Source organism: Crossiella sp. CA-258035, assembly GCF_030064675.1.
Taxonomy (GTDB): Bacteria; Actinomycetota; Actinomycetes; order Mycobacteriales; family Pseudonocardiaceae; genus Crossiella.
The window spans coordinates 7,676,874-7,696,226 of the sequence record NZ_CP116413.1; the positions used below are offsets into that span (position 1 = coordinate 7,676,874).

At 73.1% G+C, this 19,353-nt stretch carries 20 protein-coding genes; 4 read left to right on the plus strand and 16 right to left on the minus strand.

What is annotated here, in order from left to right; all coding sequences use genetic code 11:
* Positions 1 to 9 precede the first annotated feature (9 nt).
* A complete protein-coding gene (locus tag N8J89_RS34525; protein WP_252485001.1) occupies positions 10 to 681 on the minus strand; it encodes a hypothetical protein in 672 nt (223 codons plus the stop codon).
* Positions 682 to 732: 51 nt separating this feature from the next.
* Positions 733 to 1,644: a LysR family transcriptional regulator gene (locus tag N8J89_RS34530; protein WP_283661139.1), complete on the minus strand. Its 912-nt coding sequence runs from the start codon at positions 1,642 to 1,644 to the stop codon at positions 733 to 735.
* 108 nt (positions 1,645 to 1,752) lie between these two features.
* Between N8J89_RS34530 and N8J89_RS34535 the strand changes: the two genes are divergently transcribed.
* Positions 1,753 to 2,691: a YeiH family protein gene (locus tag N8J89_RS34535; protein WP_502868366.1), complete on the plus strand. Its 939-nt coding sequence runs from the start codon at positions 1,753 to 1,755 to the stop codon at positions 2,689 to 2,691.
* Positions 2,692 to 2,734: 43 nt separating this feature from the next.
* Here N8J89_RS34535 and N8J89_RS34540 read toward each other — a convergent pair whose 3' ends face one another.
* Positions 2,735 to 4,627 (minus strand): glycoside hydrolase family 9 protein, encoded by a 1,893-nt coding sequence (locus N8J89_RS34540; protein WP_283661140.1) that lies wholly within the window; start codon positions 4,625 to 4,627, stop codon positions 2,735 to 2,737.
* A 147-nt stretch (positions 4,628 to 4,774) separates the two neighbouring features.
* On the opposite strand from N8J89_RS34540, the gene N8J89_RS34545 reads away from it, so the two are divergent.
* On the plus strand, positions 4,775 to 5,959 hold the full coding sequence (locus tag N8J89_RS34545; RefSeq protein WP_283661141.1) for an alpha/beta hydrolase: 1,185 nt from the start codon (positions 4,775 to 4,777) through the stop codon (positions 5,957 to 5,959).
* Position 5,960: 1 nt separating this feature from the next.
* Here the strand turns inward: N8J89_RS34545 and N8J89_RS34550 are convergent, their stop codons facing one another.
* From N8J89_RS34550 to N8J89_RS34590, 9 genes are all read right to left on the minus strand, one after another.
* The gene (locus tag N8J89_RS34550; RefSeq protein ID WP_283661142.1) at positions 5,961 to 6,986 is read right to left on the minus strand and encodes a methionine synthase; all 1,026 of its coding nucleotides are present in this window, start codon (positions 6,984 to 6,986) and stop codon (positions 5,961 to 5,963) included.
* Between the two features lie 42 nt (positions 6,987 to 7,028).
* Positions 7,029 to 7,442, minus strand: coding sequence for a nuclear transport factor 2 family protein (locus tag N8J89_RS34555; protein WP_283661143.1), 414 nt, complete (start codon positions 7,440 to 7,442; stop codon positions 7,029 to 7,031).
* Between the two features lie 244 nt (positions 7,443 to 7,686).
* Positions 7,687 to 8,064 (minus strand): VOC family protein, encoded by a 378-nt coding sequence (locus N8J89_RS34560; protein ID WP_283661144.1) that lies wholly within the window; start codon positions 8,062 to 8,064, stop codon positions 7,687 to 7,689.
* Entirely contained in the window at positions 8,054 to 8,443 is a 390-nt protein-coding gene (locus N8J89_RS34565; protein WP_283661145.1) for a VOC family protein, read from the minus strand. The genes N8J89_RS34560 and N8J89_RS34565 overlap by 11 nt, the downstream gene beginning before the upstream one ends.
* 62 nt (positions 8,444 to 8,505) lie before the next feature.
* Positions 8,506 to 9,321 (minus strand): carbohydrate ABC transporter permease, encoded by an 816-nt coding sequence (locus tag N8J89_RS34570; protein ID WP_283661146.1) that lies wholly within the window; start codon positions 9,319 to 9,321, stop codon positions 8,506 to 8,508.
* Positions 9,318 to 10,220 (minus strand): carbohydrate ABC transporter permease, encoded by a 903-nt coding sequence (locus tag N8J89_RS34575; protein ID WP_283661147.1) that lies wholly within the window; start codon positions 10,218 to 10,220, stop codon positions 9,318 to 9,320. Before N8J89_RS34575 ends, N8J89_RS34570 begins: the two co-directional genes overlap by 4 nt.
* Positions 10,221 to 10,222: 2 nt before the next feature.
* Positions 10,223 to 11,560: an ABC transporter substrate-binding protein gene (locus N8J89_RS34580; RefSeq protein WP_283661148.1), complete on the minus strand. Its 1,338-nt coding sequence runs from the start codon at positions 11,558 to 11,560 to the stop codon at positions 10,223 to 10,225.
* A 46-nt stretch (positions 11,561 to 11,606) separates the two neighbouring features.
* On the minus strand, positions 11,607 to 12,092 hold the full coding sequence (locus N8J89_RS34585) for a hypothetical protein (RefSeq protein WP_283661149.1): 486 nt from the start codon (positions 12,090 to 12,092) through the stop codon (positions 11,607 to 11,609).
* Positions 12,079 to 13,017: a LysR family transcriptional regulator gene (locus tag N8J89_RS34590; protein WP_283661150.1), complete on the minus strand. Its 939-nt coding sequence runs from the start codon at positions 13,015 to 13,017 to the stop codon at positions 12,079 to 12,081. The genes N8J89_RS34585 and N8J89_RS34590 overlap by 14 nt, the downstream gene beginning before the upstream one ends.
* A 73-nt stretch (positions 13,018 to 13,090) precedes the next feature.
* Here N8J89_RS34590 and N8J89_RS34595 point away from each other — a divergent pair, with 73 nt between their 5' ends.
* Positions 13,091 to 13,996, plus strand: a complete 906-nt coding sequence (locus N8J89_RS34595) for a serine/threonine dehydratase (protein WP_283661151.1) — start codon at positions 13,091 to 13,093, stop codon at positions 13,994 to 13,996.
* A gap of 109 nt (positions 13,997 to 14,105) precedes the next feature.
* Here N8J89_RS34595 and N8J89_RS34600 read toward each other — a convergent pair whose 3' ends face one another.
* Positions 14,106 to 15,278: an ROK family protein gene (locus N8J89_RS34600; RefSeq protein WP_283661152.1), complete on the minus strand. Its 1,173-nt coding sequence runs from the start codon at positions 15,276 to 15,278 to the stop codon at positions 14,106 to 14,108.
* Between the two features lie 72 nt (positions 15,279 to 15,350).
* Here N8J89_RS34600 and N8J89_RS34605 point away from each other — a divergent pair, with 72 nt between their 5' ends.
* On the plus strand, positions 15,351 to 15,635 hold the full coding sequence (locus N8J89_RS34605) for a SemiSWEET family sugar transporter (RefSeq protein ID WP_283661153.1): 285 nt from the start codon (positions 15,351 to 15,353) through the stop codon (positions 15,633 to 15,635).
* On the opposite strand, the gene mnmA is transcribed toward N8J89_RS34605, so the two are convergent.
* From mnmA to N8J89_RS34620, 3 genes are read right to left on the minus strand one after another with little or no spacing between them, the layout of a single operon-like run.
* Positions 15,619 to 16,716: a tRNA 2-thiouridine(34) synthase MnmA gene (mnmA, locus tag N8J89_RS34610; protein ID WP_283661154.1), complete on the minus strand. Its 1,098-nt coding sequence runs from the start codon at positions 16,714 to 16,716 to the stop codon at positions 15,619 to 15,621. The two genes, N8J89_RS34605 and mnmA, sit on opposite strands and share 17 nt — an antisense overlap.
* A 1-nt stretch (position 16,717) precedes the next feature.
* Positions 16,718 to 17,944, minus strand: coding sequence for a cysteine desulfurase family protein (locus tag N8J89_RS34615; protein ID WP_283661155.1), 1,227 nt, complete (start codon positions 17,942 to 17,944; stop codon positions 16,718 to 16,720).
* Positions 17,941 to 19,317 (minus strand): MFS transporter, encoded by a 1,377-nt coding sequence (locus N8J89_RS34620; protein ID WP_283661156.1) that lies wholly within the window; start codon positions 19,315 to 19,317, stop codon positions 17,941 to 17,943. The genes N8J89_RS34615 and N8J89_RS34620 overlap by 4 nt, the downstream gene beginning before the upstream one ends.
* Between the last annotated feature and the right edge of the window lie 36 nt (positions 19,318 to 19,353).

Consider the following 19,353-nt stretch of genomic DNA (forward strand, 5'->3'; position numbering starts at 1 on the left):
TTTAGCGGGTCAGCGGCCGGAGTGTCGCCGGTCCAGCTCGACCACCAGCTCGCGCAGCTCGACCAGGGTGATGGCGTCCACCGGCTCGGCCTCGGCGGTCTCCACCCGGCCCAGCCGGTCCCCGGCCAGCCGCTCGCCGAGGGTGGCGTCCAGCGGCAGGAAGGTCATCGCGGCCTTGCCCGCGTCGTCCAGGGCGGCGATGCCGGGGTGGAAGACCGCGACGTCGACCAGTCCGGCCTCCTCGTCGATCAGCGCGGCCAGCCGGACCTGGGACAGCGGCAGCCGGTGCGGGCCCAGGTTGACGGTGACCTCGTTGGGGTCGGGCACCGGCGGCACCGCGTCGTAGAACTCCCACATCGGGCCGGGATCGGGCGCCGCGGCCAGCCAGGCGTCGGTGTAGGGCCGCAGGTCCGGGTCGCCCTGGGCGCTGAGCACCAGCGCGTACACCGCCCGCTGCCCGCGTTCCACCGCGAACTGGAGGTTGGGGTGGATCGCGGTGACCGCCTCCACCACCAGGTTCTCCACCCGGCCGGGGTCCTTGTCCCCGAGCGCCGCGCTCACCTGCGGCAGCAGCTCGGTGTTCCAGCGCTGCCAGAACGCGACGGCGGCCTCGTGCGGGTCGGCTGGCTCGACCGGGTCGGGCTCGAAGCCGCCACGCAGCTTGCGCAGGAACCGTTTCATGGCCGCCAATCCTCATCCAGTGCGGTAGCTATACCCACCGTAGCGTCGAAGTCACCGGGCTGGGCGAGAAGCTCTGGTCGCCACTGCCAGCAAGGCTGCCGCCGGTGGCGCGAGCGCCCGTCCGGCGGGCCACACGGCGCGAAGTTGCCGCCGCAGGTCGATCCCGCTGACCGGCACCTCGACCAGCCGCCGGTCGGCCAGGTCGGCCTCGACCGCGAGCACGCTGAGCACCGCCGGGCCGGACCCGGCCGCGACCGCGCCGCGCACGGCCGTGGTGGAGCCCAGCTCGACCAGCGCCCGGACCTCACCCATTCCGGTGCGTTCCATCGCCCGTTCGAGGGTTTCCCTGGTGCCGGAACCCCGTTCCCGGACAACCAGCGGAGTACCCACGAGCTCGGCCGGGCCAACCGGTCTGCGCCGTTTCGCCCACGGATGGCCGGGCGCGACCACCACGGCCAGCCGGTCCTCGGCCACCCGGCGGGTGCGCAGCCCGCGCGGCACCGAGGGCGACTCGACGAAGCCGAGGTCGACCTCGCCGCGCCGGGCCAACTCGGCCACCGCGGCCGAGTTGGTCACCTGGAGACCCACGTAGAGCCCGGGGTTGCCGCGGCGCAGCTCGGTGATCCAGCCGGGCACCAGGTGCTCGGCCACGGTCATGCTGGCCGCCACACTCAGCTCGGCCACCCGGCGATCGCGCAGCGCCTCCGCGCCGTGCAGCAGCACGTCCAGTTCGGCGAGCACCCGTTTGGCCCATTCGGTGACCATCTGGCCGGACTCGGTGAGCGTGGATCCCCTGGTGCTGCGGTCGACCAGGGCCAGCCCGAGCCGCTTCTCCAAGGTGGCCAGGCGTTTGCTGGCCGCGGGCTGGCTGATGCCCAGCCGCGCGGCGGCCTGGCCGAGACTGCCCAGCTCGGCGAGCCGGACGAGCAGGTCGAGTGACTCGGGGTCCGGCGGCTTGGTCATAACCAAAGGGTATGACGGCCTACCCAACTCGGCCTACCGGAGTGTCACACGCGGGCCGATGCTCATGTGGTGAGGACATTTACGCGTGGCTCGGCAACGGCGCCGGGCTTGCTGGTGGTCGCCGCCGCGGTGGCGGTCGCGCTCGGGGTCGCGGCGGTGGCGCCCTCGGTGAGCGCGCTGACCGTGGCGGTGCTGCTCGGGATCGCGGTCGGCAACCTGCGCGGGCGGGCCGAGGGCGTGCTGCCCGCTGCCTGCGCCCCCGGGCTGACCTGGGCGGCGCGGCGGCTGGTGCGGGCGGGGGTGGTGCTGCTCGGGCTCCAGCTGGCGGTCAGCGACGTGCTCGACCTGGGCGGCGGCATGCTGCTGGTGGTGCTGGCCACGGTGGCCGGAACCTTCCTCGGCACCCGGCTGCTCGGCCGCTGGCTCGGCCTGCCCGAGGGCCTGAGCACGCTGGTGGCCACCGGCTTCTCGATCTGCGGCGCGGCCGCGGTGGCCGCGATGGAGGGCGTGGTGCCCAGACGGGACCGGGACGTGGCCACCGCGGTGGCGCTGGTGACGCTGTTCGGCAGCCTCTGGATGCTGCTGCTGCCGGTGCTCGCCGAGTTGCTCGGCCTGTCCGCGCGGGCCACCGGTGGCTGGGCGGGGGCGAGCGTGCACGAGGTGGCGCAGGTGCTGGTCGGCGCGGCGCCCGCGGGTGCGGCGGCGGTGTCGGCGGCAGTGGTGGTGAAGCTGAGCCGGGTGGTGCTGCTCGCGCCGCTGGTGACGATCGTGGGCCGCAGGCAGGGGCAGTGGCTGCCGCCGGTGTTCGTGCTCGGCTTCGTGGCGATGATCCTGGTGCGCAGCACCGGTTTGCTGCCGGATCAGGTGCTGGCGGTGGCGAAGGTGGCCGCGACCGTGCTGATGGCCGGGGCGCTGTTCGCACTGGGCACCGCGGTGCGGCTGCGGGAGTTGCTGGCCACCGGACCGAGAGCGCTGGTGCTGGGCACCGCCTCCACCGCGCTGGCGGCCGGGATCTCGTTGGCGGGCTTGGCCTTGGTGGGCTGGTGACGGCCCCCGGTCGGGGTCAGGAGGCCGCCACCAGCACGTGTGGTCAGCGCAGGGCGGTCAGGCCCAGCGCCAGTGTTCCCGTTGCGGTGTAGTCGATCGCGGGTTCGCTGCTCGGCCAAGCCCGCACGTCGTCGACGAACCGGGAGCCCTGGCCGTCGAAGGCCGCCAGCGGGTGCGAGCACGCCACGCCGCCGCCGGGCAGGTCGCCGAGGCTGGCGAACTTCTCCGCCGCGTTCGGCCCGTTGACCACGCCGCCGACCAGGATCTTCTCCCCGCCGGTGGTGCTGCCGGAGAGGTTGGCCGCCTGGTGGTGCGGGCAGTACGGGAACCGCGGCCCGACGCCGATCACCAGGGACAGCCCCCAGGAGTTGGCGCCCAGGGCGAAGTTGCGCTGCTGCGAGCCGAAGGCATCGTAGCCGCGGTCCCTGGTCACCGAGCGGTACAGCTCGACGGTGGCCGCGTAGCCGAAGCTGCGGGTGGCCACGTCGAAGGCGGTGATGTCCACCGCGGTGCGGAACGGGCTGGTCGCCGCGCGGGCCACGCCCTTGTCCAGCTGCCGCTTGAGGTCGCCGATCAGCTGCGCCTCGGTCACCTGCGCGTCCCGGACCCACCTGCCGCGCAACACCTTCACCAGGTCGGCGTGGCCGAGGGCGCTGGTGTTGTACAGGTTCAGCGTGTCCTGGTCGCCGGAAGCCAGGTAGGCCTTGGCCCACCGGGTGGCCTGGGTGGCCCAGTCGCCGGCCCTGCGGTCACCGAGGGCGTGACCGGCCAGCGCGAGCTGGGTGGCCCCGTACTCCAGGTCGTCGGTCCAGGAGCTCTCCGGGTAGTAGGAGTGCGGGAACGCGGTGGTCAGCTGACCCACATCGGTGGTCTTGGCCTGGGCGAAGACCGAGGCGGCCTGCTCCAGGTAGTACCGGGCCTTGCGCCAGTCGCGGCCGGACTCGACCTGGGCGGCCAGCGCGAAGGCGGCCGCGGCGCGACCGGCCAGGTTCGGGCTGATCTTCTCCCCGGGCGCGGCGGCCCGGAACACCGGGCGGTGCTTGATGAAGTACTTCTCATCGCCCGGCTTCACCTGGAGCGCGTCGTCGGTCTCCGGCAGCCGCCACACGTCGTGGTCGCCGAGGATGCCCAGGTCGGGGCTGCCCACGCCGATGCCGACCTGCACGTAGAAGGTCTTGGACTTCTCGTCCCACGCCTTGTCCAGCCACTTCAGGCCGAAGTCGATCTCGCTGGACAGGGTGCGGTCGCGGTTGCCCTCCCGCTGCACCAGCAGCAGCTCGCCGAGGGTGTAGGCGGTGTTGGAGGTGAACTTGACGAAGTCGCCCGCGTCGACCCAGCCGCCTTCCAGGTCCACCGTCTGCCCGGTGGGCTTGAGCGGCTCGGCCAGCTGGTTGTCCGGCCGGAAGTTCGGCGTGTCGTAGACGGTGGCCTTGGCATCGCTGAGGTGCGAGGGCTTGCGGCCGAGCCGGCCGGGCACCACGTCGGCGCCGTCGCGCTGGGCGGCGTAGAAGTCGAAGGTCTTGTCCGCGACCGGTCCGAACAGCTGCTTGGCGGTGCCGATCTGGAAGGTCGCGGAGGCCGCCTGCACCGGACCGGAGACGGTGACCCGGTAGCTGCCGGGCCGCTTCAGCGCGGAGAAGTCCAGTGGGTGCACCGCGGTGTACCCGGCGTTCCAGCCGCCGAGGCTGGCCCCGGCCTTGCCGGCGAGCACGGTGCGGCCCGCGGCGTCGAGCACCGTGAACCGGGCGCCCTCGCTGCTCGCGGGGGCCATCAGGTAGCCGATCTTGGTCTCGTCGTGGGCGTACCCCACGCCGTCGAGCCGGATCTGACCACTGGCGGCCGCGTTCGCGGTCGCCGCGCTCACCATCGCCGCGCCGAGGACCACGGCGGTGCTGAGCGCCACGGTTCGGAGCAGGGCCGGGCGAGGAACTCGCATGAATCCTCGGCATTCCTGGGTCGGCGGACCCAAATAGTTAATAAAGTTGTCTATTTGGGCCGAAAGTATTCCCGGACATATCGCCCAAGGTCAATGCGTAGCCGTACTAGGCATCAGCTGGCCTAGACCTGGGTGTAGGAAGGAGGTATGCCGGAGGAACCCCGCAAGCCCGCCAGGCGCGGCTGGCTGCTGCCCGCATTGGCCACCCCGCTCCTGCTGCTCGCGCTCGCGGCGGCCTGGCTGTTGTTCTTCGACCGCCAGCCGTCCTTCCTGCCCGCGCTGGTGCTGCGCGCCTTCCCGCTGCACGTGCTGGCGCTGAGCCTGCTCGCGGTGGTGGTGCTGCTGCTCGCGCTGCGCAAGCGCCGGTGGCGGACCTCGATCGCGGCCGCGGTGGCCGTCGCGCTGTCCGCGGCCACCGGCCTGGTGCCGACGATCATCGCCAGGGAGCAGGCCAGCCGGGCCGGTGCGGAGGTCGGCCTCGGCACGTACCTGGCCAACGCCGCGCACCTCAACATGGGCTCGCCGGAGCAGGGCCGCACCGTGCGCTACGCCGCGCCCGGCGGGCACGGGCTGGACCTGGACGTGTGGCCCTCGGCGGATCCGGGCTCCGGCAAGGCGGTGCTGCTCATCCACGGCGGCGGCTGGGCCTCGGGCAACCGGAGCATGACCCCGGAGTGGAACCGGCTGCTGACCGGGCTGGGCTACACCGTCTTCGACATCGAGTACCGGATGGTGCGGGACATGCCGCCCGGAACCGCTTGGCGGGCAACGGTGTCGGACAGCCGGTGCGCGCTGGCCTGGATCACCGCGCACGCGGCGGAGTACCGCGTCGACCCGAACCGGATCTCGGTGATGGGCCAGTCCGCGGGCGGCCACCTGTCGCTGATGACCGCCTACACCACGGGCACCGACGCCTTCCGCCCCAGCTGCGACCTGCCCGACGGCAAGATCAGGTCAGTGGTGGACTTCTACGGCCCGTTCGACCTGCCCGCCTTCGCCACCGGACCGGACGGCACCGACACCGGCCGGGCCATCCTCAACGACGTGCTGGGCGGCAGCGCGCAGCAGCAGCCGGACCGCTACCGCGAGTTCTCCCCCAGCAGCTACCTGCGCGGCGGCCTGCCACCCACGCTGATCGTGCAGGGCGAGCGGGACTTCCTGATGCCCCAGTCGCAAGCCCGCCAGCTGGACGAGGGCCTGACCAAGGCCGGCGTGCCGCACCAGGCGCTGTTCCTGCCCTACGCCGACCACGGCTTCGACGTGAACTGGGGCTCCTACCAGACCCAGCTGGCCCGCTCGGCCGTCACCAGGTTCCTGGCCGAGCACGGCTGACTCACCAGCCCTCCGGCGGCTCCACGAACGCCTTGCCCAGGTCCCTGGTCAGCGCCAGCGCGCGCCGGACCCAGCTCATCGAGGCCCCGGCCAGGCCACAGCACGGGGTGGCCACCGCGCGCTCGGCGAGCAGCTCGCGGTTGAAGCCGAGCCGGTCGACCAGGCGCAGCGCCGGGTCGGCCAGTGCGCGCAGGGTGGGCGGGGTCTTCGGTTCCAGGGTGGGCACCAGGCCGAGGAACAGCGTGGTGCCCGCGTCCCAGGTCTCGCCCAGCTCGTCCCAGAGCGCGGTCGGCGCCTTGCCGATCAGGGTGGCGTCCAGCGCGATCGCGTCCGCCCCCGCGTTGCGGAACAGCGTCACCGGCGGCCGCGGCGCGCAGCAGTGCACCAGCACCGCGCACCCGGTCGCCGCCTTGACCCGCTCGATCACCTGCCCGAGCAGTCCCTGGGCGTCCGGCGCGGGCACCGCGGCCACGTTGCCGTAACCCGAAGGCGTGGGCAGCCGCCCGTCCAGCACCGCGGGCAGCGCGGGCTCGTCGAGCTGGAGCACCACAGCAGCGCCGGTGCGCTCGGCCACCTCGCCGATGTGCCGGATCAGCCCCTCGGTCAGCGACTCGGTGAACTCGCGCAACGCGCCCCGGTCGGTGAGCACCCGGTGCCCGCGCACCAGCTCCACCTGCGAGACCAGCGTCCACGGCCCGGCCGACTGGAGCTTGACCGTCTCCCGCGGCCCGGTGGCCTCCAGCGCCTCGTCGAAGGCGTCCAGGTCGGTGCGCAGCAGGTCCACCGCCCGCCGGTGGTCCCGCCCGGCCCGCGCGGTCACCCGGTAGGCCGAGGGCACCACCTCCACCGCGAGCTCCACCAGCAGCCCCGCGGTCCGGCCGATGATGTCCGCGCCGACCCCGCGCGCGGGCAGCTCGGGCAGGTGCGGCAGCTCGGGCAGCTCGCCCAGCACGATCCGCGCGGCCTCCAGGGGGTCGCTGCCGGGCAGAGAGCCGATACCGGTAACCGTGCCGGGATTCACCTTCACCCGCCCAAGCCTGCCACGCCCGCCCCCTGGCCCGGCCGGGGGTCAGCCCGTGAGCGCCACCGCGACGGACAGGCTGTCCTCGTAGACGTGGTAGCGCGTGATCAACCCGTCCACCACGGTGAACCGCAGCGCGCACAGGGCGGTGTAGGACCGGCCGGTGGCGCGCACGGTCTGGGCCAGCTCGACGAGCAACACGGCGTGCTGGCCGTCGACGAGGAGTTCCGGGGCGCGGCTGGGTGTGCCGGGGAGGTGGGCTTCGGCGAGCTCGCGGAAGTGGTCGGCGACCTCGGACCTGGTGCGGCGGGGGCGGATCCAGGGGACGGCGGGGTGGCCTTCGGCCGGCCAGTTGAGCTGCCAGTCGACCTCTTCGGCGAAGAGGGCGGCGATGTCCTCGGGGGTGCCGGTGGTGGCGCGGGTGAGGAAGTCCTCGATGACGGCGCGGGTGGTGGTGGGCATGGGGGTCCTTTCAGCGATCTTGCCGCCGACGGTAGAGCCGGTTCGCTGACAGGGGGTGTCAATGTTTCCGGCGCACCCAGTCACGACCGCGCACTCTTTGTGGTCACGGCCCAGCCACAACACGCTGGCGGTGCTGGCATTCGCCGCGCAGCTCATCGTCTCACTCGACGTCGCGAGGTTCATGAACATGACCGACTCCTCGACGGGCTGGCCCGCCGAGGAGTCGGGTCCCGGCTGAGTCAGTTCAGATCTGCAGCACCGACAGGATGTTGCCCGCCGGATCCGTGAACCACGCGATGTCCGGCCCCTGCCCCACCTCCGAACCCCGCGCGATCCCCCGCTCATCCGTCATCCCGGCGTACCGCTCGAACCGCACCCCCAGCGCGCTCAGCTCGGTCACCGCCGCGTCGATGTCCGCGACCGGGAAGTTCAGCACCGTGTACTCCGCGGGCACGTGGTTCGGCTTGGGATAGACGAAGACCTCCGCCCCCGAGCCCAGGTGCAGCGTCAACATGCCGTGGGACTCGGTGACGCGCAGGCCCAGGGTGTCGGCGTAGAAGGTCTGGGCGGCGGGGATGTCGTTGACGGAGAAGCCGCTGAAGGCCTTGGTGTCAGTGAACACCGGCGCGCTCCTCGCGGATGCGGGCCTGGTATGCCTCGCCGAGCTCGATGATCTGGATGTAGTTGCCGTCGGGGTCTTCCAGGGTGCCGAAGAGCATGCCCTCGTTGCGTTCTTCCAGCTCGACGAGCCAGGTGACGCCCAGCTTGGTGAGGTGGGCTGCGGCGAACCTGGCGTCCTCGACGTGGAAGTTGAAGATGACGCGGCCGGGTTCGGCGGGGGCGGGGGCGATGTCGTCGCGGTGTTCGATGAGGACGGCGACCTCACCGAACATGAGGAAGCCGTCCTTGCTGACGTGCGCGCCGAGGGCCTGCTGGTACCAGGCACGCAGGCGGTCGGGGTCGGTGCTGGCGAGCAGGATGCTGCCGAGGGTGGCGCTCATGGTTTTCCTCCGGTTCGGGTCCTTTGGGACACCGACGAACGGGCGAGACCGGAATCGACACCTCAGCGGCGCTGGGTGGTCAGGCCGCTGAGGAAGTAGCGCTGGGCCAGCAGGAAGACCACGATCATGGGCACGGTGGCGATGGTGCTGGCGGCCAGCACCAGCTCCCACTGGGCCTCGCCGCCCTGGCCGAAGCGGTCCAGCACCGCCTTGAGGCCGCGGGGCACCGTGAACAGGTCCGGGTCACGCAGGTAGATCAGCGGTTTCATCAGCTCGGTCCAGCTGTTCTTCAGCTCGAAGACGAACACCACGATCAGGCCCGGCCGGACCAGCGGCAGCGCGATGCTGGTGAACAGCCTGGGGAAGGAGGCGCCGTCGACCCTGGCCGCCTCGAAGACCTCGCGGGACTGGCTGAGGAAGAACTGGCGGAGCAGGAAGACGAAGAAGGCCGAGCCGAACAGGTTCTGCGCCCACAGCGGGACCTGGGTGTTGCCCAGACCGAGCCAGTCCCACTCCAGGTACACCGGCACCATGGTGACCGCGGCAGGCAGCATCATGGTGCCCAGCACCAGGCCGAAGAGCAGGTTGCGGCTGCGGAAGCGGAAGTAGGCGAAGCCGAAGGCTACCAGTGCGCTGGACAGGGTGACCGCCAGCGCCGCGGCCAGGCCCACCAGCAGGCTGTTGAGCAGCCACAGCGGCAGCGGCACCGCCTGCCAGACCTCGCTGAAGTTCGCCGGGGTGAACGGGTCCGGCCAGAGGCTGTTGTCGAAGACCCGCTCGCGCGGTTTGAGGCTGGCGCTGACCAGCCACAGGAACGGGAACAGGAACAGCGCGGCCAGTACCAGCAGCGCGAGCACGGTGAACGGGCGCCGCCTCACCTCGGGCTCCCCTCGTAGTGCACCAGGCGGCGGCTGGCCCGCACCTGGAACGCGGTCACCACCAGGATGATCAGGAACAGCAGCCAGGCCAGCGCGGAGGCATAACCCATCCGCAGCGCGCCGAATGCCTGCTGGAACAGGTAGATCACGTAGAACAGCGCGGCGTCGCCGTCGGTGCCGGACTGGGCGCCCGCGCCGAAGAACATCGAGTACGCCTCGGTGAAGGTCTGCAACGAGGCGATCGTGTTGACCAGCACGGTGAAGTACACCGTCGGGCTGATCTGGGGCAGGGTCACGTGCCAGAACTGCCCCCACCTCCCGGCCCCGTCCAGCCGGGCCGCCTCGTACAGCTCCGGCGCCACCCCGGACAGCGCGGCCAGGTAGATCACCACGGTGCTGCCCACCGTCCACAGGCTCATCAGCACCAGCCCCGGCTTGATCCAGCCCGGATCGGTCGTCCACTGTGGACCGTCCACGCCGAACCAGGACAGCAGCTCGTTGATCGCGCCGGTCTGGCCGTTGAGCAGCAGCAGGAACATCGCCGCCATGGCCACCGGCGGGGTCATCACCGGCAGGTACAGCACGGTGCGGAAGAAGCCGCGGGCCACCGCCATCCGGTGCAGCAGCACCGCGATGGCCAGCGCCAGCACGATCTGCAGCGGCACGTGCAGCACGGTGAACACCGCGGTGTTCCACAGCGCGGTGCCCACCTTCGGATCGGCCAGCAGGTCGGCGTAGTTGGCCACGCCGACCGCGCGCGGCGGGTTGACCAGGTCGTAGTCGGTGAAGGAGAGCACCAGCCCGGCGATGGTCGGCCCGATGGTGAACAGGGCCAGCCCGATCAGCCAGGGCGCCAGGAAGAACCAGGCCCAGCGACTCTCCCGCCGCACCACGCTCATGGCTACCTCCTGGCTCGCTCGATGGCCAGCTCGGCCTCCCGCTGCGCCTGCCGCATCGCGCCGGCCGGGTCCTGCGCGCCGGTCAGCACCCGGTGCGCGGCGCCCTCGTAGGCCTGGGTGAACTCCAGCCCGGCGGGCACCACCGGCAGCGCGAACGCCTTGTCCTGCAGGTCGAGCACCACCCGCACGCCCGCGTCGATGAGCGGCACCGAGGCGGCCGAGTACAGCTCGGCGAAGATCCGCCCATCCGCGACCCGGTTCGCGGTGTAGGTGCCCGAGTACGGCCTTCCCTTGCGCGCCAACGCTTCCTTGCGGGCCTTGGCGGCGGCGAACCAGGTGTCCGCGGCGGTCATGGTCACCGCGAACTCGCACGCCTTGGCCGGATCGCGCACACCGACCGGGATGCCCCAGGCCGAGCCGGAGGCATACGAGATCGGGTTGCCCTGGCGGTCGGTGAACGGGCGCACCGACACCGCGGCCTTCGGGGAGTTGTTGGCCAGGGTGTTGATGTACCAGTTCTCCATCGGCCGCGCGGCCTCCTGCCCGGTGGCGAACTCGTTGCGCGCGCCGTGGGTGTCGAAGGAGTCGCGCAGCGCCTTGAACACCGGCCAGCCGCCCTGCCGCCGCACCAGGTCCGTGGTGAAGGCCACCGCCTCGACCACCCTGGGGTCGTCCAGCCGCGGCGTGCGCCCGTCCGGGCTGACCAGGTCGGCCCCGTTCGCCTTGGCCCACAACGGGAGGAACTCCGGCACCTTGGGGTCGAAGCCGATCCGCCGCAGCCGGTTCCCGTCCACTTCGGACAGTCGATCGGTCAGCTCGGCCAGCGCGCCCCAGTCGGTGGTGCTGACCCGCTCCGGCGCCACCCCGGCCGCGCGCACGGTGTCCTCGCCCACCAGCAGCACCCGGACCAGGTTGAACTCCGGCAGCCCGTAGAGCCGCCCCTGGTAGGTCAGCTGGCCGAGCGCGGCGGAGCGGAACTGGCCGAGGTCGACCCGGTGCCGCCGAACGCAGTCATCCAGCGGCTGGAGGGCGCCGCGGGCGATGAAGCCGCCCAGGGTGGTGCGGTCGGCGTAGACCAGGTCCGGCGGCCGGCCCGCGGCCACCGAGGAGAGGAACTGCTGGGCGTCGAAGGCGCCCTCCACGATCCGCACCGGGGTCTCCGGGTGCGCGGCGCGGTAGGCGGCGACCCTGGCGGTGGCGTGCTCGTCGGGCAGGCCGAAGCCCATGGTGGTCAGCCCGGCGGTCTCCGGGGTCAGCGCCGCGCCGACGCCGCCGCAACCGGCGCAGGCCAGCAGAGCAGTGCAGGTGAGGGCGGCGATGGCCGTCCGCAGGGAGGACATGAGCCAAACTTCCCGGCGAGCAGCGCTTCTACACGCGGCAGTCGGGTTACACCCTGCGGTGCCAGGCGGCGACCATGGTGGGCAGGACGACCGCGAGCTGGAACGGGATCAACAGCGCGGCGATCACCACGCCGCGGCCGGGACTGGGCAGGTCGAAGGCGAGCCAGCCGCCGACCGCGACCAGCTCGGCCAGCAGCAGGGCCTGGCCGATCCGGTAGGCGCGGGCGTAGACCTCGCCGCGCAGCTGCCACTGGTACTCGTCCAGGTTGCGCTCCGGCAGCTCCTCCACGCCTCTGGTGGAGGCCTTGAGCAGCCCGATGCACAGCACGCAGGCCGCGGTCAGCACCACCGCGATCACCAGCAGCACCACCGGATTTCCCGGCAGCAGGATGAACAGCGCGGCCTCGGCCGCCAGCAGCGCGGTCAACGCGCCGACCAGGCGGCGGCGGGCGGGCAGCGGGCGGAACCGCTCGAACCTGGGGTCGTCGAGCAGCTGGGCGCGCCGGTAGGAGCGCTCCTCACGATCGGTCATGGTCGCCGCTCCTCCCGGTGGTCTGCCGGTACATCTTCGCGCCCGCCGCGGTGAGCAGCCGCACCACCTCCGCGGTCAGCGGCAGCGGGCGGGCCCGGTGCACCACGTGCACCTCGCGCACCGGCGACAGGCCGGTCAAAGAGCGCACCGCCAGCCGCCGGGTGTCGGCCGCGCCGAGCACGCTGGCCGGGACCAGGGAGACGCCGACCCCGGCGCTGAGCAAGCCGAGCGTCACGCCGTAGTCGCGGGTCTCGAAGGCCACGTGCAGGTCCAGCCGGGTCCGGGCGGCCAGCGCTTGCAGGCAGGTCCGGTTGGGCACGCCGGGGCTGCCGCTGATCCACTCCTCCCCGGCCAGCTCGGCCAGGGTGATCCGCTCGGCGGCCGCCAGCCGGTGGCCGGCGGGCAGCACCAGCCGGAGCGGGTCGGTGAGCAGGCGGTGCCGCCGCGCGCCGCCCAACGGGGGCAGGGTCACCCCGGTGTAGCGGTGGGTGATCAGCAGGTCCAGCTCGCGGGAGGCGATCAGGCCGTAGCCCTCCGGCGGCTCGATGTCGAGCAGGGCCAGCCGGACCGTCGGGTGCCGCTGCCGGAACTCGGCCAGCACCGCGGGCACCAGCAGCGCGCCCGCGGTGGCGAAGGTGCCCAGCGCGATCCGTTCCGGGCGCTGGCCCAGCAGCGCGCGCACCGCGTCCTCGGCGTCGCGCAGTTCGCCGAGCACCCGTTCGCCGTGCCGCACCAGCACCGCGCCCGCCTCGGTCGGCCGCACCCCGCCGGGACCGCGGTCCAGCAGCCGGACCCCGACCGCGCGCTCCAGCTTGGCCAGCTGCTGGGACAGCGCGGAGGGGGTGACCGACAGCCGGGCCGCGGCGGCGCTGATCGAACCGGCGTGCGCGACCTCGACCAGCACCCGCAGTCGGTCGGCGTCCATGCCTTGAGTATCGCTACAAACCCCCGAGCAGACATCGCTTCTGCTGAAGGCTCGCCGGGGGCAGGCTGGGGTCATGACTCGACTCCCGACCCCGGCGGATGTGGCCAGCGCGGCCGAGCGGATCGCCCCGTACGTCCGGCGCACGCCGATGACGCGGGTAGTGCTGGACGGCAGGCCGCTGTGGCTGAAGCTGGAGCAGCTCCAGCTGACCGGCTCGTTCAAGCTGCGCGGCGCGACCAACGCGCTGCTCACCGGTGACCGGCCGGCGCGGGTGGCCACGGTCAGCGGCGGCAACCACGGGTTCGCCGTCGGCACCGCGGCCCGGCTGCTGGACCTGCCGACCAGGGTGCACGTGCCCAGCTACGCCGCGGAGAGCAAGATCCGGCGGATCAAGGAGACCGGGGCCGAGGTGGTGCACCACCAGACCTACCCCGAGGCCAACGAGGCGGCCCGGCTGGAGGGCGAGCAGCCGGGCACCCGGTTCGTCTCCGCCTACGACGACCCGGCGGTGATCGCCGGCCAGGGCACGGTCGGCCTGGAGATCGTGGCGGACGCGCCGGAGGTGGACGCGGTGTTCGTCGCGGTCGGCGGCGGCGGGCTGGCCGCCGGCCTGGCGCTGGGCACGGCGCGGCGGATCGTCGCGGTCGAGCCGACCGGCTGCGACTGCCTGCACGCGGCACTGCGAGCGGGCGAGCCGGTGCACACCGAGGTGGACTCGGTGGCGATGTCCGCACTGGGCGCGGCCAAGGCGGGCGAGCTGACCTTCGCCGTCCTGCGCGCGGCCGGTGTGGAGTCGCACCTGGTCACCGACGCGGAGCTGCTGGCGGCCAGGGACCGGTTGTGGGAGGAGTTCCGGCTGGCCGTGGAGCCGGCCGCCGCGGTGCCGTTCGCGTTGTGGCTCAAGGACGAGGTCCCCACCGAAGCACCCTGCGTGGTCCTCTGCGGAGCCAACACCGACTGGCTCCCCACCGACGCCTGACCCCACCCCGAGTGTTGGCCGGTGGCGTACGCCAGTTTGGCCGTTGTGGACGGCAGCCCAGTCCACAACGGCCAACGAGGCGTACGACAACGGCCAACACTCGGCGGGGTTAGCCGGTGGCGGTGGTGGCGGTTCTGGGGGCGGCCAGGAGTGGGGCCAGGGCCAGTTCGGCCGCGCCGATGAGCACCGGGTCGGGCAGGGCGGCGGTGGTCACCGGGACCGGGTGGATGCGGGCCACGTGTGAGGTCTCCATGCCGGCCAGGATGCGCTCGCGGGCGCCGGGCGCGCCGTGCATGGCGGCCAGCTGGCCGGTGAGGATGACCAGGTCCGGGTTGAGCAGGGTGACCAGCACGGCCAGGCCGGCGCCGATCCGGTCCGCGGTGGCCAGCACCGCGGCGGTGTGCCGGGGGTCGGCCAGCACCTCGGCGACCGCGGCGCGCGGGTCGGTGGTGTCGGTGAACGGGATGCCGGCGTGCCGGAGCAGCGCGCGGGCGTCGGCCTGGGTCTCGAAGCAGGAGGTCGCGCCGCAGGGGCAGCGGCTGGGCTCGGCGGTGCTCAGCTGGAGGTGACCGGCTTCCAGGGCGTGGCCGGCGCTGCCGTCGAAGGTGACGCCGTGCTGGACCAGGCCGCCGCCGATGCCCACGTCGTCGCCGCCCAGCACCACCGCCACCCTGGCCTGCTGGGCCGCCCCGTGCCTGCTCTCGGCCAGCGCGGCCAGGTGGCCGTCGTTGCACGGGTACAGGTCCAGGCCGGGCAGGCGCTCGGCGAGCAGCCGCTTGAACGGCACGTCGGTCCAGCCCAGGTGGAAGGCGGCGTGGATCTGGCCGTTCGGCGCGTCCAGCACCGCGGGCAGCGCGATGGCCAGCCCGGTCAGCCCCTGGTGGCGGCGCAGCAGCGGGCGGGCCAGCGCGGCCAGCCGGTCGGCCACCGCCTCGGGGGTGCGCTCGTCAGGGGCCAGCGGGACCTCGGTGCGGTCGGTGACCGCCCGGCCGAGGCCGACCGCGGCGATGCTCAGCGAGCGTGAGCGGACCTGGGCGGCCAGCACCCTGGGCCGCGGCACCACCGACACCTGCGGCGAAGGACGGCCCAGGCGGCGCGGGCCGTCGGCGGGCGGGCCGCACTGGATCAGGCCCAGCTGCTCCAACTCGGTGATCGCACTCCCGGTCGCGCTGCGCGCCAGGTCCAGGCGGCGGCTGAGATCCGCTCTGGTCAGCGGCCCGTGCCGGTGCGCCAGCGAGAGCAGGCGCTGGGCCGCGGGTTCGGCAAACGGGGTTGTGCTCACGCCCCCTAGCCTGCCACGCTCCTTTTGTTCTCATTCAGAATAAAGTCCGTACAGGTGACAGGGGGTGTCCAGGTGATCACGCTGATTGGTGCGCTGGCAGGGGTGTTGACCACGGCCTGCTGGCTGCCGCAGGTGGTGCGCTGCCTGAAGCGGCGCAGCGCGCGCGACTTCTCCTGGGTCTACCTGGTCGCGCTGGGCTCGGGCGTGTTCTGCTGGGTGCTCTACGGCATCGGGCGCGCGGACACGGTGATCATCGCGACCAACTCGCTCACCCTGCTGCTGCTCTCGGTGCTGGTGGCGGTGAAGCTGCGCACCGAGCTGGGCCGGGACCGGGTGCTGGTCAGCGCGTCCGAGTGATGGTGGCCGCGCCCAGCACCAGGTCGCCCTGGGCCGCGTCCTCGCGGTAGAGCACCAGGCCCTGGCCGGGGGCCACGCCGCCGAGCGGCTCGCGCAGGCTGACCACCACCTGCTCGCCGCGCAGCTGGGCCACCGCGGCCGCGGTGCCGCCGTGCGCGCGCACCTGCACCACGCACTCCACCGGCCCGTCCAGCGGCACCCCGGAGGGCCAGATCGCCCGCTCGCCGACCAGCTCGGTGACCTGGAGACGATCCCGGCTGCCCACCCGGACCGTGCCGGAGACCGGTTCCAGGGACAGCACGTAGCGCGGGCGGCCGTCCGGGGCCGGGCGGTCCAGGCCGAGGCCGTGCCGCTGGCCGATGGTGAAGCCGTGCACGCCCTCGTGGGCGCCGAGCACCTCGCCGGTGGCGTCGTCGACCAGCTCGCCGGGCCGGGCGCCGAGCTTGCGCTGCAAGAACTTCCGGGTGTCGCCGTCGGGGATGAAGCAGATGTCGTGGCTGTCCGGCTTGTTCGCCACGGACAGGCCGCGCTGCTCGGCCTCGGCGCGCACCGCGGTCTTGGTGGAGCCGCCGAGCGGGAACATCGCGTGGCTGAGCTGTTCCGGGGTCAGCGAGGCGAGCACGTAGGACTGGTCCTTGCCACCGTCCGCGCTGCGGCGCAGCTCGGGGCGGCCGTCCACCTGGGCCAGCCGGGCGTAGTGGCCGGTGGCCACCGCGTCGAAGCCGAGCGCGATCGCCTTGTCCAGCAGCGCGGCGAACTTGATCTTCTCGTTGCAGCGCAGGCAGGGATTCGGGGTGCGACCGGCGGCGTACTCGGCGACGAAGTCCTCGATCACGTCCTCGGTGAACCGCTCGGCGAAGTCCCAGACGTAGAACGGGATGCCGAGCACGTCCGCGGCGCGGCGGGCGTCGTGCGAGTCCTCGATGGTGCAGCAGCCGCGGGACCCGGTGCGCAGCGTGCCCGGCTTGGCCGAGAGCGCCAGGTGCACCCCGGTCACCTCGTGCCCGGCCTCGACCGCCCGCGCGGCGGCCACGGCCGAGTCGACCCCGCCGCTCATCGCGGCCAGTACTCGTTTGCCCATCTCAGACTCCTGCCGGGGGTCGGACCGATCGCCGCAGGCCCGCCAGTCCGGCGCTGCGGGCCCGCGCCACCACCGGGCCGATGGCCGCGCCCAGTGCGGCCACGTCGGCGGCGGTGGAGGTGTGGCCGAGGGAGAAGCGCAGCGAGCCGCGGGCCGAGGACGGGTCAGCGCCCATGGCCAGCAGCACGTGGCTGGGCTGGGCGACGCCCGCGGTGCAGGCCGAGCCGGTGGAGCACTCGATGCCCTTGGCGTCCAGCAGCATCAGCAGGCTGTCGCCCTCGCAGCCGGGGAAGGTGAAGTGCGCGTTGCCGGGCAGCCGCCCCGGCATACCGTCCACAGTGGACTCGAAGTCGTCGCCGTTGAGCACCGCGTCGGGCACCGCGGCCAGCACCGCGGCGGCCAGCTCGGCGCGCAGCGCGGTCAGCTCGGCCGCGCGGCGCTCCCGCTCGGCCGCGGCCTGCCGGGCGGCGGCGGCCAGGCCGAGCGCCGAGGGCACGTCCAGGGTGCCGGAGCGGACCTCGCGCTCCTGCCCGCCGCCGTGCAGCAGCGGCACGCAGGCGGTGTCCCGGCTCAGCAGCAGCAGGCCGATGCCGTAGGGGCCGCCGAACTTGTGCCCGGTGAGGGTGAGCGCGTCCGCGCCGAGCGCGGCGAAGTCCACCGGCAGCACGCCCGCGGCCTGCACCGCGTCGGTGTGCAGCGGGATGCCGTGCCGGTGCGCCACCTCGGCCAGCGCGCGGACCGGGTTGACCGTGCCGACCTCGTTGTTGGCCAGCATCACGCTGACCAGGGCCACGCTGTCCGGGTCGGTCTCGATCGCGGCGGCCAGGGTCTCCGGCTGGATCCGCCCGCTGTGGTCGGCCTCCAACCAGGTCAGCTCGGCGTCCTCGTGCGCGGCCAGCCACTCCGCCGCGTCCAGCACCGCGTGGTGCTCCACCGAGGAGACCAGCACCCGGCGGCGGCGCGGATCGGCCTGCCGGCGGGCCCAGTAGATGCCCTTGACCGCGAGGTTGTCGCTCTCCGTGCCGCCGCCGGTGAACAGCAGCTCGGTCGGCCGGGCGCCGAAGGCCGCGGCGATGTCCTCGCGGGCCTCCTCGATGAGCCTGCGCGCCTGACGACCGGCGGAGTGCAGCGAGGAGGCGTTGCCCAGTCCGGACAACGCCTCACTCATCGCGGCGACCGCCCCCGGAAGCATCGGGGTGGTCGCCGCGTGGTCGAGATAAACGCTCATCGCCCGTCAAGGGTAGACCGGCCCGCGAGGAAAGCCCCCATCGTGGCGACCGCCGCCATCAGCAGGTTGAGCACGATCACAGCGGTGGTCGGGTCGGTGGTGGAGCCCAGCAGGTTGAGCAGCACGCCGCCGATGCCCACGCAGACCGCCTGGAGCAGCAGGTCGGAGATCTGCAGCGCGCCCGAGTTGAACCCCCGGTCGCCCGGCTCGGACATGCTGAGCACCTTCACCGAGGTGCTGGCCATGGCCAGGCCCATGCCGGACCCGGCCAGGATCCACAGCGGGATGGACAGCCAGGACGGCCCCCAGGCCGGCGCGATGAACACCAGCCCGGCCAGCGCGATCGCGACCAGGGTGAAGCCGCGCCGGATGAGCACGTGCCGGGGCAGGTCCGGGTAGCGGCCCTGCCACATCGAGGCCACCGACCAGCCCAGCGCGCCCACGGTCAGCGGGATGCCCGCGGTGGCGGGCGAGTAGTGGTGCACCGAGGTCAGGGTCAGCGGCAGGTATGCCTCCACCGCGAAGAAGGAGCCGGAGAGCATGCCGCGCAGCAGCACCGTCACCGGCAGGCCGCGGCGGGCCAGCAGCGTGCCCTTGGGCAACAGCTGGCGCAGCGCGGGAGCCAGCAGCACCAGCCCGACCGCGCCGATGACCAGCGAGGACCACTGCGGGTGCTGGCTGGCCCAGGTCAGCGCGGGCAGCCCGACCCCGGCGGCGAAGGCGGCCAGCGGCAGCCACTTGCGCGGGGTGCTGGCGACCTCCTCGCGTTCCCGAGCCCGCAGCGAGCGGATGGTCGGGCCCAGCAGCAGCGCGCCGATCAGCACCAGCGGGGCCAGGCCGAGGAAGACCCAGCGCCAGCTCGCGTACTGCACCAGCACCCCGGCCACGGTCGGCCCGACCAGCGCGGGCACCACCCAGGCCGCGGACAGCGCGCCGAAGACCGCGGGCCGGTCCCGCTCCGGGTAGACGATGGCGACCATGACGTAGAGCGCGACGATCTGCGAACCCGCGCCCAGGCCCTGGAAGGCCCGGCCGATGAGCAGCTGGGTCATCGTGTCCGCGGTGCCGGCCACGATCAGGCCGATGAAGAACAGCGTCGGCCCGGCGATGATCCCCGGCACCGGGCCGACCCGGTCGGAGACCCGCCCGGCGAAGACGTTGCCGATGATGCTGGCCGCCAGGAACGCGGTGAACGGCCAGGAGTACAGCGAGGCGCCGTCCAGCTCGGCGATGATCGTGGGCAGCGCGGTGCCCAGGCCCATCGCCTCGAAGGCGGCCAGCGTGATGAGCAGCAGCAGTCCGGTGGTGGTGGCCCGGCGGTCGGGCGCCCAGAGCGCGGAGGGGGGCCGGGTACCGGTCGTCGACGAGGTCACCCCCGCACTCTGCATGCTCCAGTGCGGTGGAGGTCC

Coding starts and splice junctions, on each gene's coding strand:
- N8J89_RS34575 (WP_283661147.1), bottom strand. CDS start 10,220: ATGAGCGTGGTGCGGCGGGAGAGTCGCTGGGCCTGGTTCTTCCTGGCG.
- N8J89_RS34585 (WP_283661149.1), bottom strand. CDS start 12,092: ATGACCGATCGTGAGGAGCGCTCCTACCGGCGCGCCCAGCTGCTCGAC.
- mnmA (WP_283661154.1), bottom strand. CDS start 16,716: ATGGGCAAACGAGTACTGGCCGCGATGAGCGGCGGGGTCGACTCGGCC.
- N8J89_RS34545 (WP_283661141.1), top strand. CDS start 4,775: ATGCCGGAGGAACCCCGCAAGCCCGCCAGGCGCGGCTGGCTGCTGCCC.
- N8J89_RS34580 (WP_283661148.1), bottom strand. CDS start 11,560: ATGTCCTCCCTGCGGACGGCCATCGCCGCCCTCACCTGCACTGCTCTG.
- N8J89_RS34590 (WP_283661150.1), bottom strand. CDS start 13,017: ATGGACGCCGACCGACTGCGGGTGCTGGTCGAGGTCGCGCACGCCGGT.
- N8J89_RS34525 (WP_252485001.1), bottom strand. CDS start 681: ATGAAACGGTTCCTGCGCAAGCTGCGTGGCGGCTTCGAGCCCGACCCG.
- N8J89_RS34565 (WP_283661145.1), bottom strand. CDS start 8,443: ATGAGCGCCACCCTCGGCAGCATCCTGCTCGCCAGCACCGACCCCGAC.
- N8J89_RS34595 (WP_283661151.1), top strand. CDS start 13,091: ATGACTCGACTCCCGACCCCGGCGGATGTGGCCAGCGCGGCCGAGCGG.
- N8J89_RS34540 (WP_283661140.1), bottom strand. CDS start 4,627: ATGCGAGTTCCTCGCCCGGCCCTGCTCCGAACCGTGGCGCTCAGCACC.
- N8J89_RS34555 (WP_283661143.1), bottom strand. CDS start 7,442: ATGCCCACCACCACCCGCGCCGTCATCGAGGACTTCCTCACCCGCGCC.
- N8J89_RS34615 (WP_283661155.1), bottom strand. CDS start 17,944: ATGAGCGTTTATCTCGACCACGCGGCGACCACCCCGATGCTTCCGGGG.
- N8J89_RS34530 (WP_283661139.1), bottom strand. CDS start 1,644: ATGACCAAGCCGCCGGACCCCGAGTCACTCGACCTGCTCGTCCGGCTC.